General features: G+C 65.6%; 10 protein-coding genes. 2 read left to right on the top strand and 8 right to left on the bottom strand.

What is annotated here, in order from left to right:
* Nucleotides 1-72: 72 nt before the first annotated feature.
* From KUO17_RS01635 to glnE, 8 genes are all read right to left on the bottom strand, one after another.
* Nucleotides 73-1,515: a lipopolysaccharide kinase InaA family protein gene (locus KUO17_RS01635; protein ID WP_217973304.1), complete on the bottom strand. Its 1,443-nt coding sequence runs from the start codon at nt 1,513-1,515 to the stop codon at nt 73-75.
* Nucleotides 1,515-2,267, bottom strand: coding sequence for a lipopolysaccharide kinase InaA family protein (locus KUO17_RS01640; RefSeq protein ID WP_217973305.1), 753 nt, complete (start codon nt 2,265-2,267; stop codon nt 1,515-1,517). The genes KUO17_RS01635 and KUO17_RS01640 overlap by 1 nt, the downstream gene beginning before the upstream one ends.
* The gene (locus KUO17_RS01645; protein ID WP_217973306.1) at nt 2,264-2,998 is read right to left on the bottom strand and encodes a lipopolysaccharide kinase InaA family protein; all 735 of its coding nucleotides are present in this window, start codon (nt 2,996-2,998) and stop codon (nt 2,264-2,266) included. Before KUO17_RS01645 ends, KUO17_RS01640 begins: the two co-directional genes overlap by 4 nt.
* Nucleotides 2,998-3,804 (bottom strand): lipopolysaccharide core heptose(I) kinase RfaP, encoded by an 807-nt coding sequence (rfaP, locus tag KUO17_RS01650; RefSeq protein WP_217973307.1) that lies wholly within the window; start codon nt 3,802-3,804, stop codon nt 2,998-3,000. The genes KUO17_RS01645 and rfaP overlap by 1 nt, the downstream gene beginning before the upstream one ends.
* Nucleotides 3,801-4,925 carry a glycosyltransferase family 4 protein gene (locus tag KUO17_RS01655; protein WP_217973308.1) on the bottom strand — a complete coding sequence of 375 codons (1,125 nt, stop codon included), beginning with the start codon at nt 4,923-4,925 and terminating at the stop codon, nt 3,801-3,803. Before KUO17_RS01655 ends, rfaP begins: the two co-directional genes overlap by 4 nt.
* Complete coding sequence (waaC, locus tag KUO17_RS01660; RefSeq protein ID WP_217973309.1) at nt 4,925-5,983, bottom strand: lipopolysaccharide heptosyltransferase I; 1,059 nt, start codon at nt 5,981-5,983, stop codon at nt 4,925-4,927. Before waaC ends, KUO17_RS01655 begins: the two co-directional genes overlap by 1 nt.
* Before the next feature lies 1 nt (nt 5,984).
* The gene (gene waaF, locus KUO17_RS01665; protein WP_217973310.1) at nt 5,985-7,034 is read right to left on the bottom strand and encodes a lipopolysaccharide heptosyltransferase II; all 1,050 of its coding nucleotides are present in this window, start codon (nt 7,032-7,034) and stop codon (nt 5,985-5,987) included.
* Nucleotides 7,035-7,207: 173 nt separating this feature from the next.
* Entirely contained in the window at nt 7,208-10,144 is a 2,937-nt protein-coding gene (glnE, locus tag KUO17_RS01670; RefSeq protein WP_217973311.1) for a bifunctional [glutamate--ammonia ligase]-adenylyl-L-tyrosine phosphorylase/[glutamate--ammonia-ligase] adenylyltransferase, read from the bottom strand.
* A gap of 383 nt (nt 10,145-10,527) precedes the next feature.
* Here glnE and aceE point away from each other — a divergent pair, with 383 nt between their 5' ends.
* Both aceE and KUO17_RS01680 read left to right on the top strand, forming a co-directional pair.
* Nucleotides 10,528-13,173 carry a pyruvate dehydrogenase (acetyl-transferring), homodimeric type gene (gene aceE / locus KUO17_RS01675; RefSeq protein WP_217973312.1) on the top strand — a complete coding sequence of 882 codons (2,646 nt, stop codon included), beginning with the start codon at nt 10,528-10,530 and terminating at the stop codon, nt 13,171-13,173.
* Nucleotides 13,174-13,186: 13 nt separating this feature from the next.
* The coding region (locus tag KUO17_RS01680; RefSeq protein ID WP_341869574.1) for a biotin/lipoyl-containing protein at nt 13,187-13,665 on the top strand (479 nt) is incomplete at its 3' end.

The following is a 13,665-nucleotide window of genomic DNA, read 5'->3' on the forward strand; positions in this document are numbered from 1 at the left end:
ACCCGCGACGGCCTTGCTGATGGCGACGACTACCGCGGGACGCCACGGCGACGGGCTGACGCTGCCCGCCGCCTACTCGGCAAGGCGCGGCAGCGCCTGATCCAGGCGCTCGTACAGGGCACTGTCACTCGGCCAGTTGCGCAACAGGCGCGCCCGGTCACGTGCGAATGCCGGGGCAAAGCTCATCTGCGTGGCATGCTGGCACATGGCGTCGAGGTCGATCAGCGACCACTCACCCTCCTGCCAGAACAGGTTGTGGCCCTTCATGTCGCCATGGCTGATACGCTCGCGGATCAGTTGCGCCAGCAGCGCCTGCAAGGCCTGTAACTGCACCTCAGGCACCTCGCCACTGTCGACGAACGGCGCGAAGCAGGCGATCAGGTCGGCACCGTCGGCATACTCGGTGACCAGGTAGGCGCGGCTGCGCAGTCCCATCACACGCTTCTCCAGCACCGCCAGCGGCGTGGGCGTGGCGATGCCGAGAAACGCCAGGCGATGCCCTTCGATCCACGAATGCCAGGCCCGGCTCGGGCGCCAGAAACGCTTGAGCCAGTGGGCGGTGCTCTTGATGTTGTAGCGTTTGAGCACCAGGCGGCGCCCGCCCACGTCGACCCGCGCGACACTCGCCGCGCCGCCGGTCTTGTACAGGTGGCCCTGCTCGATCAGCGCATCGGCCTGCTCCAGTACCGGCAGCATCGCCGTCAGCTCGGGGCGGCGCACCGAGCGCAGCCCGGCGGGCCCGCGCTCGACGCTGAACAGCGTGCAGTCGCGGCCGGCCTTGTCCAGGTAGTCCTTGAGGCGCCAGTTGCGCACCTTGTCGATCTGCTTCTGCAGGGCCTCGAGTGGCAAGGCATGCTCGCTGTTGGCCAGCACGTAGTGCACCAGCAGCTCTTCGACGAACGGCTCCAGGCGCTTGGGCAACTGGGCGAAGAACACCCCCAGGTTCTGCAGGACCTGCTGACGCGACAGCGGCTGGCCCGGGGTTTCGGCTTTTACCCCAGCCCCGTCGATCAGGTACAGCTGGCCGCCATGGCGCAGCAGGTTGTCCAGGTGCAGGTCGGCCTGCCACAGCCCCTTGGCGTGCATCTGCGCCACCGCGCCCAGGGCTTCACCGAGCACGGCCTGCTGCTCGTCGGCCAGCGCCGGCAAGGCTGCGACCTCGGCCCAGGCATCGCCCAGGCTCTGCGCGTGTTCGAGAAACTCGAACAGCAGCCACCCGCCCTCGCCTTCGCGCAACCCATCGGCCAGCAGCAGCGGCGTGCTCAGACCCTGCCCGGCAAGCAGGCGCACGCCGGCCAGTTCGCGCTGGAAGTGCCGCGCGGCACTGCCACCGACCAGCAACTTGGCCAGCACCGGCTTGCCGCGCCAGATCCCGGCCCCCACATAGCGCTGCCCCGGCAATACCCGCAGCAGGCTCAGCAGTTGCAGTTCGGCGGACCCTGCCGCATCGGCCAGGGTGATGCTCAGCGGCAATGCCGGGGTGCGCCCGGCGTCCTTGAGTTCAGACAGACGCATCAGCGAGCCTCTTTATCACGACGGCGGTGCAGCAGGCGCTGCAGCCAGGTATCGACCAGCGCACTGTCGGCCGGCTGTTCCAGGTAGGCCGCCAGCATCAGGCGCACATCGCTCTCGCTCCACGCCGCCGCGCGGCGCAGCAAGGGCTCCAGGTCCTTGAGCCGGTCACGCAGGCCAAACAGCAGCGGCCGGGTCTTCTCCAGGTCGATCAACTGCGCCTGCCAGCCTTCGCTGCGCTCGCGCAGGAAGATGTGCTTGGGGTAGAAGCAGCCATGCACCTGCCCCGCTGCGTGCAGGGTGCGCGCCAGTTCGCCGCAGGCCCGCAGGATCTGCTGACGCTGCTCCAGGGCCAGTTGCGGCCATTGCCCGAGCAGGTGCTCCAGATCGCTCCAGTCGTCCAGTGCGCGGGTCATCAGGATCGCGCGGCGCTCGCCATCCACCCGGCGCTCGGCGTAGAACACCGCCTGCAGCGCCGGAATGTGCAGTTGCTGGTAGCGCTTGATATTGCGAAATTCGCGGGCGAAGGTCGGCTCGCCGAACGGGCTGTGCAGGGTACGCGTCAGGTAGTCGCTCTGACGCTTGAGGTAGAACCCCTTGCCCTCCAGCTCCAGGCGGTAGACGCTGCTCCAGCCGCCGCGCCCGGTGTTGGGCTCGTCGACTGCGTCCAGTTGCAGCGCCCACAGCGGGTCGAACCCGTTCAGGCCATGGCGCTCAAGCAGTGCCGTCTCGGCACTGGCCAGGAAATCAGTCATTCACGCCCCTCGAAAAACGTCACGATATGCCGCACGCGGCGCTTGTCTGCCGCGTTCAGGCGCTCGCGCCCGCGATACTGCAGGTAGAAACGCAGACGCTGGGTAGCCGACAGGTGATACTTGGCCACCTTGTCCAGGCAGGCCAGGTCCTTGGTAATCCGGTAGCGCAGCATGAAGCCGACCCAGAAGGCGCCGGTCGGGCAGTCAATGAAGAATAGCGTGCCCTGATCGTCCACCAGCAGGTTGCGCCACTTCAGGTCGTTGTGCGTGAAGCGGTGGTCATGCAGGGTGCGCGTATGGCGCGCCAACTGCCGGCTGATATGGTCGACCCAGGCAGCGTCGGCCAGGCGCGCATCGTGGCGCTTGGCCAGGGCCGACAGGTCTTCGGTACGCGGCAGCTCGCGGGTGATCATCGCACCACGACCAAAGGCCATGCCGCGCCGCTCAAGACCGCACGCCACCACTTCGGCGGTAGGGATACCCCACTTGGCGAACTGTTTGAGGTTCTGCCATTCGGCCTTGATGCGCGGGCGCCCCAGGTAGCGGCGCAGGCCCTTGCCGGCGCCGGTGTAGCGCTTGACGTAGTAGCTGACGCCGTCGCGCTCGACCCGGATCACCTCGCTCAGCGGGTCATGGGTGAGGCGCTCGCCCTTGAGCGCGAAGACCGCCTCGATGCTGCCAAAATCCTGCGCCAGCGCCTGGTAAGCAGGCTCCAGTGTCCAACCCGCCATCAGAGCGCATCCCCATACCGTTGCTTACGCGCGTAGAGCCTGTTCGCCTTGCCTTGCAGCCAGCGCAGCAGCGTGGCGTGCTCGGCCAGTACCTGGCGCAGCGGCTGCTGGAAGTAGCCGCGCAGGAAGCGCAGCTTGTCGCGGCGCGTCAGGCCGATGTCCAGCGCCGAGAAGTACAGCGCGGCCAGGTCCTTGTCGCGCCAGCGCCGCGAGATCGTCGCCCGGGTCTGCGCCCGGTGCAGGTCGATCACCGACAGCTTGAAGTCGTCCGGCGTCACTGGCCGGTCGGTGTGCAGCAGGAAATGGCAGATGTAGCAGTCGCGGTGGTTGACCCCGGCGCGGTGCATCATGCCGGTCATGCGCGCCACCTCGGCGATCAGCGCCTGCTTGAGACGCGGCGCCGGCGGTGTCTTGACCCAGTCGAGGCTGAAGTCCTCGAGGCTGACCGTGGGCGCCAGTTCCTCGGTGACGATGAACGAATGCTGGGTCGCCGGGTTGCTGCCGCGCTCGCCATAGGCCACCGCGGTCATGGTCGGCACGCCGACCTCGTGCAGGCGCTTGATCGCCTGCCATTCCTGGCCGGCACCCAGCACCGGCAGCTTGGCACTGAACAGGTTCTTGAAGATCTCGCCCCAGCCGATGCCGCGGTGGATCTTGACGAAATAGCCGTTGCCCTCGACCTCGGTGCGCAGCGTGCGACGGCCTTCCAGCTCGCGGTACACCTCGCCTTGCAGGGCCTCGACGGCATCGAAGGCGTCGCGCCCGGCCCACAGGCGCTTGAAAGGTTCTGCCAATATCAGTTTCATGCGCGCTCCTGCGCCAGGATCACGTCGGCTGCATGCTGCGGCATGCTGTAGAGGTCGGCGCTGCCTGCGAAAGCCAGGCCGTTACGGCCCCAGGCGGCACGCGCCGCGTCGTCTTCGAGCATGCGTTGCAGGTAGCCATTGAGCTGCTCCTGCTCGAACGGCTCATCGAGCACCAGGCCAGCATCGGCCTCGGCAATGTAATGGGCGTAGCCGCACACGGCCGAGACCAGCACCGCCAGCCCGGCCACCACGGCTTCGAGCAGCACCGTGCCGGTGTTCTCGTTGTAGGCCGGGTGAATCAATACGTCGGCCCCGAGCAGGAAGCGTGGGATGTCGCTGCGCCCCTTGAGGAACTGCACCTGCTCGGTCAGGCCCAGGGTGGCGCTCTGCAGCTGGAACACCTTGGGGTCGTCCTGGCCGATGACCATCAGCCGGGTGCGCTTGCGCAGGCTGTTGGGCAAGGCGGCCAGCGCCTTGAGGCTGCGGTCCACGCCCTTGGTCTTGAAGCCCGAACCGATCTGCACCAGCAGGCGCTCGTCATCGGCCAGGTTGAACTCGCGACGGAACTCGGCACGAATCTGGGCGGCATTGGCCGGCGCCCGGCGGTCCTGGCTGATGCCCGGTGGCAGCAGGTGGAAGCGCTCTGGCGGGGTGTCGTAGTGTTTGACGAACAGTGGCTGCTGGACCTCGGAGATCATCAGGATCTCGGTCTTGGCATCGCGTGCGAACACCGCCCGCTCATACTCGGCAAAGTGCCGGTAGCGGCCCCAGCGCCGGTACAGCGAGTGGCGCAGGTTCTGCGCCTTGTCTTCGAAGCAGCCGTCGGCGGCGTAGTACACGTCCAGCCCCGGCATCTTGTTGAAGCCGATCAGGCGGTCGACCGGGCGCCTGGCCAGGTCTGCCTGCATCCAGGCGGTGAGCTTCTCGTTGCGCCGATGGTTGAACAGCGCCTTGACCGGCGCCACCAGCACTTCGAAGCCCTCGGGCACCTCGCCCTCCCAGATCAGCGTGTACACGCGGATCTGGTGCCCACGGCGCTGGCACTCCAGGGCGATGCGCATGAAGTCACGCTGCAGGCCGCCGAAGGGAAAATACTTGTAGAGCACAAAGGCCAGTTGCATCAACGAACATCCTCAGCCCGCAGCAACGCGCTCAACTGGCTCGCCACACGCTCGGGATTCAGGCGAGTGAAGCACAGCGGCCACTCGCGTTTTAGATCGAACCGGCGCTGGTCTTCGGCGCTCGGCTTGTAGGTGCATTTTTTCTGCAGGCACGGGGCACACGGGAAATCGCTGCCCAGGTGCACCTGCGACCTGCCATAGGCCCCGGTCAGGCCCGGGTTGGTCGGGCCGAACAGTGACAGGGTGGGCACATCGAGTGCTGCGGCCAGGTGCCCCAGGCCGGTGTCCACCGCCACGCACGCCTTGGCGCCAGCGAGCACCCGCGCCACCCCCGCCAGGTTCAACTTGGGCAGTACCTGGGCATTCTTCAAGCCCTGGGCAATACGTTCGGCGCGGGCCTTCTCGGCCGGGTTGCCCCAGGGCAGGCAGATATGCAGGCCGCCACGCCCCAGGCGTTCGGCCAACTGGCGCCAGTACACTTCGGGCCAGTGCTTGGTGGCCCAGGTGGTGCCATGCAGGAACACCACATACGGCAGCGCGGGGATTTCTTCCAGGCGCGAGCGGTCCAGGCCGTAGTCGCCCAGCCCGGACGGCAGGTCATAGCCCAGCGCCAGGGCGAACAACTGACGCACACGCTCCACCGCATGCTGCCCGCGCGCCACCGACAGGCGACGGTCATAGAAACGGCTGGCCAGCCCTTCACGGGCCGAGTAACGGTCCAGCCCGGCCACCGGCGCCTTGACGTGGCGGGTCAGCCAGGCGCTCTTGACCAGGCCCTGGGCGTCGATCACCAGGTCGTACTGGCGCTCGCGCAGGCGCTTCTTGAACTGGCGCCACTCGCCATTCCTGAAGGTCTGCCAGAGGTTCTTGCGCCAACGCCGGATGGCCACGGGGATCACCCGGTCCACTGCCGGGTGCCAGCTGGGGATCTCGGCAAAGCCTTCTTCGACCACCCAGTCGAAGCGGATGCCGGGAATGGCATGCGCCGCGTCGGTCAACGCCGGCAGCGCATGGATGACATCCCCCAGGGAAGACGTCTTGATCAGCAGTACCCGCAACTTAATCGACCTCGACCGTGACGTCGACCAGCGACGGACCGTTGAGCCGCTGCAACGCCGAGGCTACCGCCTCGGGCTCCAGCTGGCGCAGGCAATTGTAGTGGCCGAAACGGCAGGTGCGGTCAAAACACGGGCTGCATTCGAGCCCAAGACGTACCACTTCGACCTGGTCGGCCAGCGGCGGGGTGAAGCCCGGCGAGGTCGAGCCGTACACCGCCACCAGTGGGCGGTTCAACGCCGCGGCCACGTGCATCAGCCCCGAATCGTTGGACACCACCGCATCGCTGCACGACAGCAGGTCGATCGCCTCGGCCAGCGAGGTTTCGCCACTGAGGTTCACCGACTCTTCGCGCAGGCCCGGGATCAGCCGCTCGCGGATCGACTCGCCGACCGCATGGTCGTTCTTCGAGCCGAACAGCCATACCTGCCAGCCTTCGCGGATCTTGAGCTCGGCGACCTTGGCGTAATGCTCCGACGGCCAGCGCTTGGCCTCGCCGAACTCGGCACCGGGGCACAGGGCCAATACCGGGCGGTCCAGGCTCAGGCCGAACTTGGCCAGTGCAGCGTCGCGGCTGCCGACTTCGATCTGCAGGCTGGGGCGCGGGTAGGGTTTGGGCAGGTCGGTGCCGGCCGGATAACCCAGCGCCATGAAACGCTCGATCATCAACGGGTAGCGCGCCTTGTCGAGCGTGCGCACATCGTTGAGCAGGCCGTAGCGCAGCTCGCCGCGCCAGCCGGTACGCTGGGGGATGCCGGCAAAGAACGGCACCAGCGCGGACTTGAGCGAATTGGGCAGCAGGATCGCCTGGTCGTACTGGCCGGCCAGCGACTTGCCGATGCGCCGCCGCGTGCCCAACTCCAGCGCGCCGTGGCCGAGCGGAAAGCTCAAGGCCTGGCGCACCTGGGGCATGCGTTCGAGGATCGGGCGGCTCCACTCGGGGGCCAGCACATCGATCACGCACGCGGGGTGACGCTGCTTCAGCACATGGAACAGCGTCTGTGCCATTACCATGTCGCCCACCCAACTGGGCCCAATGATCAAAATTCTCATGCTTTATCCAGAAACGATCAGGGAGGCTGCAGCCTGTTTGCCAACAGCCTGGCCTCCCTTCTTTATAATCAGGCGTGGTCCGACCAGTGTACGCCACTCCGTGTAGGCTGTGGTCGTGGCCGCCTCCTGCGCCGTGTCGCCTGGTCGCTATTCAGCGCCTGTTCAGCGCCGGCTCAGCCCAGCCCCAGTTGCGCCCAGATGCGCCGCACTTCGCGGCGCTCGACGACGAACTGCCCGGCATCGATCACCCCGGCCTGTTTCTGCAGGGCCTGGCGGTGCGCCGCGGAACGGAACGCCTTGTACACCTCGCGTAACAATACTGCGTCACTGGCGGGCATCAGCCCAACCGCCTCCAGCCCTTCGAGGATGCGGATATTGTCGGTGTAGCGCAGCAACGCCGGGTGCTCGTGCGACCAGGCGAGGGCGGCGTATTGCACCATAAATTCAATATCGACGATACCACCGGCATCCTGCTTGATATCGAAGGCAACGCCGCTGTCGAAGGCATTGGCGCCCAGCCCCGCCTGGGTCGCCCTGGTGCCCAGGTTGTCGCGCATCTTGGCGCGCATTTCGCTGACCTCGGCGCGCAGTTTTTCCAGGTCGCGGGCCTTGCCCAGCACCTCGGCCCGCACGCCCTCGAACGCCGCGCCCACCTGCGGGCAGCCCACCAGCACCCGCGCCCGTACCAGTGCCTGATGCTCCCAGGTCCAGGCTTCGTTCTGCTGGTAACGCTCGAAGGCGCCCAGCGAACTCACCAGCAGCCCCGAGGCGCCCGAGGGGCGCAGGCGCATGTCCACATCGTAGAGCTGGCCGGAGTTGGTCTGGGTGGTCAGCAGGTGAATGATGCGCTGGCCCAGGCGCGTGAAGAACTGCGCGCTGTCGATGGGCTTGGCACCGTCGGTCTCGGCCTGCGGGTCGCCATCGTGGATGAACACCAGGTCCAGGTCCGAACCGTGCCCCAGCTCGATACCGCCGACCTTGCCGTAGCCGACAATGATGAAACCCGGGTCGCACAGGCTGCCGTCGCTGCGCGCGGGCTGGCCGTGGCGCGCCACGGTCTGGCGCCAGGCCAGGGCCAGCACCTGGTTGAGGATGGCTTCGGCCAGCCAGGTCAGGTAGTCGCTGACTTTCATCAGTGGCAGGCTGCCGGCGATTTCCGAAGCGGCGACGCGCAGGCTGTGGGCCAGCTTGAAGTGGCGCAGCGCTTCCATCTGCTGCTCCAGGTCGTCCTCGGGGATACGCGTCAGTCGCTCGCGCAGCTCGGCGGCCAGTTCCGGCGCCTGCGGCGGGCTGAACAGCCGCCCTTCGTTGAGCAGTTCATCAAGCAGCAGCGGGAAGCGGGTGATCTGCGCCGCGATCCACGGGCTGGCCGCGCACAGGGTCAGCAGGCGGCGCAGCGCGCCGGGGTTCTCGGTGAGCAGCACCAGGTAGGCCGAACGCCGGGCGACCGCCTCGACCAGCGGCAATACACGCTCCAGCACCAGGTCGGGGTCGGCATGCTCGACCGCCTGGGCCAGCAGGCGTGGAATAAAGGCATCCAGGCGCTCACGGCCCAGTCGCTGCATGGCGCGCAACTGCGGGCTGGCGCGCAGGCCGGCGAGCTGCTTGAGGGCCTTGGCCGCATCGGCAAAGCCTGCGTCATCCAGCTGGCGGCACGCGGCCTCTTCATCCTGGGCTTCTTCCCACAGTGGCAGCCACTCGCCGCCCACCACCACTTCGCCCTCCTCGCCCTCCTCTTCATCCGGGTCGGCGATCACCTGGCGGAAGTGCCAGTCGATGCGCCCGCGCCAGTGCATCAACTGGGCGTGAAAGCTGTCCCAGTCGTCGAAACCGAGCATGAAGGCGATGCGCGCACGGTCCAGCTCGCCGTCGGGCAGCATCTGGGTCTGGCGGTCGGCGATGGCCTGGATCGCATGTTCGGTGTAGCGCAGGAACTCATAGCCCTCGCGCAATTCGGCAATCACTGCCGGTGGCAGGTAGCCCTGGCCTTCGAGGGTCGCCAGCACCTTGAGCAGCGGCCGCTGCTGCAGGCTCAGGTCACGCCCGCCGTGGATCAGCTGGAACGCCTGGGCGATGAATTCCACTTCGCGGATGCCGCCGGCCCCCAGCTTGATGTTCTCGGCCATGCCCTTGCGTCGCACCTCCTGCTGGATCAGCTGCTTCATGGTGCGCAGCGCCTCGATGGCCGAGAAGTCCAGGTAACGGCGGTACACGAACGGGCGCAGCATGTCCTGCAACTGCGCGCCGGCCACCTGGTCACCGGCCACCACCCGCGCCTTGATCATGGCGTAGCGTTCCCAGTCGCGGCCCTGGTCCTGGTAGTACTGCTCGAGTGCATTGAAGCTGAGCACCAGTGCGCCGGCCGAGCCGTAGGGGCGCAGACGCATGTCGACGCGAAACACGAAGCCGTCGACGGTGATCGGGTCCAGCGCCTTGATCAGGCGCTGGCCAAGGCGGGTGAAGAACTCCTGGTTGTCCAGCGGGCGCTTCACGCCGGCCGTCTCGCCACCCTCGGGGTAGGCGAAGATCAGGTCGATATCCGACGAAAGGTTCAGCTCTACCGCGCCCAGCTTGCCCATGCCCAGCACCACCATCTGCTGGGGCAGGCCGCTGCGATGTCCGGTGGGGGTGCCGAACTGTGCGCACAGGCGCGGGTACAGCCATTGATAGGCCTGGTCGATCGAGGCGTCGGCAAGGTCGGACAGGTCTCGACAGGTCTGCACCAGGTCGGCCTGGCGGGTCAGGTCGCGCCAGATGATGCGCACCTGCTGGCGGGTGCGCTGGCGACGCAGGTTGCGCGCCAGTTCGTCTTCGCCGGTGGCCGCCTGGGCTGCGGCAGCCACCTGGGCGCACAGCTCGCCGGCGACGAACGGGCGGTCCAGCTCGCCACTGGCGACCAGCGCCTGCAGCATCGCCGGCTCGCGCAGGCTCTGTTCGAGCACGAACTCGCTGGCGGCCGCGACCCGGTCGAATTCGGCCCAGCGCCGGGTGCTCCAGTCATCCAGGCTCGGCGAGTCGGCCGCCGCAACGGCGGTGCGCAGCGACGCCGCATTGCGGCTGACCAGGGGTTGCAGGGGGGCTGGCAGATCGGCCAGCAGAGGCAGGCTCATGGTCTATCCTTGATCGGCGTGAAACGGTTGGCGACGACAATGCCCGGGAACTCACGGTACGGTTGGACTGTCGTACAAAAGTCAGAAATAGCTGAAAAACCGGATTCTCTGGCAGAAATCATCACAGCAAACCTTTTCTTAACTCGCTTTTAACCACCGGTATCGATTTATCCCACAACCCGAACAGGGGCCACGAGCCTTTTTCGTGTAGTTTTACTACTGCTTTTTTACTGTCAACGCATGTAATGAGGATCGATTTGTAGTAAAACTACACGCCGCCGGTACAACCCCCGGTAATCCAAGAATTTCATGTCGTCTGCCCAAAAGGCCAGTCGCAAACTCAGGCAACCGATTCTGGAAGCCTTTCCGCCCTGGAGCAAGCCATGCAAGACCTCGATCCCGTCGAAACCCAGGAATGGCTGGACGCCCTGGAGTCGGTTCTCGACAAAGAAGGCGAAGACCGCGCTCACTATCTGATGACCCGTATGGGCGAGCTGGCCACCCGCAGTGGCTCCCAGCTGCCGTACGCCATCACCACGCCTTACCGCAACACGATTCCCGTCACCCACGAAGCACGCATGCCTGGCGACCTGTTCATGGAACGCCGCATTCGCTCGTTGGTCCGCTGGAACGCGATGGCCATGGTAATGCGTACCAACCTGAAAGATTCTGACCTCGGTGGTCACATCTCCAGCTTCGCCTCCAGCGCGACCCTGTACGACATCGGCTTCAACTACTTCTTCCAGGCCCCTTGCGAAGAGCACGGCGGCGACCTGATCTACTTCCAGGGCCACACCTCGCCAGGCGTCTACGCCCGCGCGTTCATGGAAGGCCGCATCACCGAAGACCAGATGAACAACTTCCGCCAGGAAGTCGATGGCAAGGGCCTGTCGTCCTACCCTCACCCTTGGCTGATGCCTGACTTCTGGCAGTTCCCGACCGTTTCCATGGGTCTGGGCCCGATCCAGGCGATCTACCAGGCACGCTTCATGAAGTACCTGGAGCACCGTGGCTTCATCCAGCCAGGCAAGCAGAAAGTCTGGTGCTTCCTGGGCGACGGCGAGTGCGACGAGCCGGAATCCCTGGGCGCCATCTCCCTGGCCGGCCGCGAGAAGCTGGACAACCTGATCTTCGTCATCAACTGCAACCTGCAGCGCCTCGACGGCCCGGTTCGCGGCAACGGCAAGATCATCCAGGAACTCGAAGGCGTGTTCCGCGGTGCACAGTGGAACGTGACCAAGGTCATCTGGGGCCGTTTCTGGGACCCACTGCTGGCCAAGGACGTCGACGGTATCCTGCAACGTCGCATGGACGAAGTCATCGACGGCGAGTACCAGAACTACAAGGCCAAAGACGGCGCGTTCGTGCGTGAGCACTTCTTCAACACGCCTGAACTCAAGGCGATGGTTGCCGATCTGTCCGACGACGAGATCTGGAAGCTCAACCGTGGCGGCCACGACCCGTACAAGGTCTACGCGGCGTACCACGAAGCGGTCAACCACAAAGAGCAACCGACCGTCATCCTGGCCAAGACCATCAAGGGTTATGGCACCGGTGCCGGCGAAGCCAAGAACACCGCGCACAACACCAAGAAAGTCGACGTCGACAGCCTCAAGCTGTTCCGCGACCGCTTCGACATCCCGGTCAAGGACGAAGAGCTGGAGAACCTGCCGTTCTTCAAGCCCGAGCCTGACAGCGCCGAAGCCCGCTACCTGAGCGAGCGCCGTACGGCCCTGGGCGGTTTCGTGCCGCAGCGCCGCGCGCAGAGCTTCAACGTCCCGACCCCGCCGCTGGAAACGCTGAAAGCGATCCTGGACGGTTCGGGCGACCGTGAAATCTCCACCACCATGGCCTTCGTGCGGATCCTCGCGCAACTGGTCAAGGACAAGGAAATCGGCCCGCGCATCGTCCCGATCATCCCGGACGAAGCCCGTACCTTCGGTATGGAAGGCATGTTCCGCCAGTTGGGCATCTACTCGTCGGTCGGCCAGCTCTACGAGCCAGTCGACAAAGACCAGGTGATGTTCTACCGCGAAGACCAGAAGGGCCAGATCCTCGAGGAAGGCATCAACGAAGCCGGCGCCATGTCGTCGTTCATCGCTGCCGGTACCTCGTACTCGAACCACAACCAGCCGATGCTGCCGTTCTACATCTTCTACTCGATGTTCGGCTTCCAGCGTATCGGTGACCTGGCCTGGGCCGCTGGCGACAGCCGCACCCGTGGCTTCCTGATCGGCGGTACTGCCGGGCGCACCACCCTCAACGGTGAAGGCCTGCAGCACGAAGACGGTCACAGCCACATGCTGGCCGCGACCATCCCGAACTGCCGCACCTATGATCCGACCTACGGCTATGAGCTGGCGGTGATCATCCAGGACGGCATGAAGAAGATGACCGAAGAGCAACAGGACGTCTTCTACTACATCACCGTGATGAACGAGTCCTACCAGCAGCCAGCCATGCCGGCCGGTGTCGAGGAAGGCATCATCAAGGGCATGTACCTGCTCGAGGAAGACACCAAGGAAGCGGCGCACCACGTGCAACTGATGGGCTCCGGCACCATCCTGCGTGAAGTGCGTGAAGCGGCGAAGATCCTGCGTGAACAGTTCAATGTCGGTGCCGACGTGTGGAGCGTCACCAGCTTCAACGAACTGCGTCGCGACGGCCTGGCCGTAGAGCGCAGCAACCGCCTGCACCCTGGCCAGAAGCCACAGAAGACGTTCGTCGAAGAGTGCCTGGCCGGCCGCAAAGGTCCGGTCATCGCCTCTACCGACTACATGAAGCTGTTCGCCGAGCAGATTCGTCAGTGGGTACCGAGCAAAGAATTCAAGGTCCTGGGTACCGATGGTTTCGGTCGCAGCGACAGCCGCAAGAAGCTGCGTCACTTCTTCGAAGTCGACCGTCACTTCGTGGTGCTGGCTGCACTGGAAGCCCTGGCTGACCGTGGCGAGATCGAACCCAAGGTCGTGGCCGATGCCATCACCACGTTCGGTATCGACCCGGACAAGCGCAACCCACTGGACTGCTGAGGAGTATTTTTAAGTGAGCGAACTCATTCGCGTACCTGACATCGGCAGCGGTGAAGGTGAAATCATCGAGCTGTTCGTCAAAGTCGGCGACCGCATCGAAGCTGACCAGAGCCTGCTGACCCTGGAGTCCGACAAGGCCTCCATGGAGATCCCGGCCCCTAAAGCCGGTGTGATCACGGCATTGAAGGTCAAGCTGGGCGACCGCCTGAAAGAAGGCGACGAACTGCTGGAGCTGGAAGTCGAGGGCGCCGCTGCGGCGCCTGAGGCACCGGCCGCCGCTGCGCCTGCCGCCGAACAGAAGCCTGCTGCCGCCCCGGCTGCAGAGGCTGCCCCGGCACCGGCCGCCGCACCTGCTGCTGCCACGGTTCAGGACATTCATGTGCCGGACATCGGCTCGTCGGGCAAGGCCAAGATCATCGAGCTGCTGGTCAAGGTCGGCGACACCGTCGAAGCCGACCAGTCGCTGATCACCCTGGAGTCCGACAAGGCCTC

Source organism: Pseudomonas aegrilactucae (assembly GCF_019168305.1).
GTDB classification, from domain to species: domain Bacteria; phylum Pseudomonadota; class Gammaproteobacteria; order Pseudomonadales; family Pseudomonadaceae; genus Aquipseudomonas; species Aquipseudomonas aegrilactucae.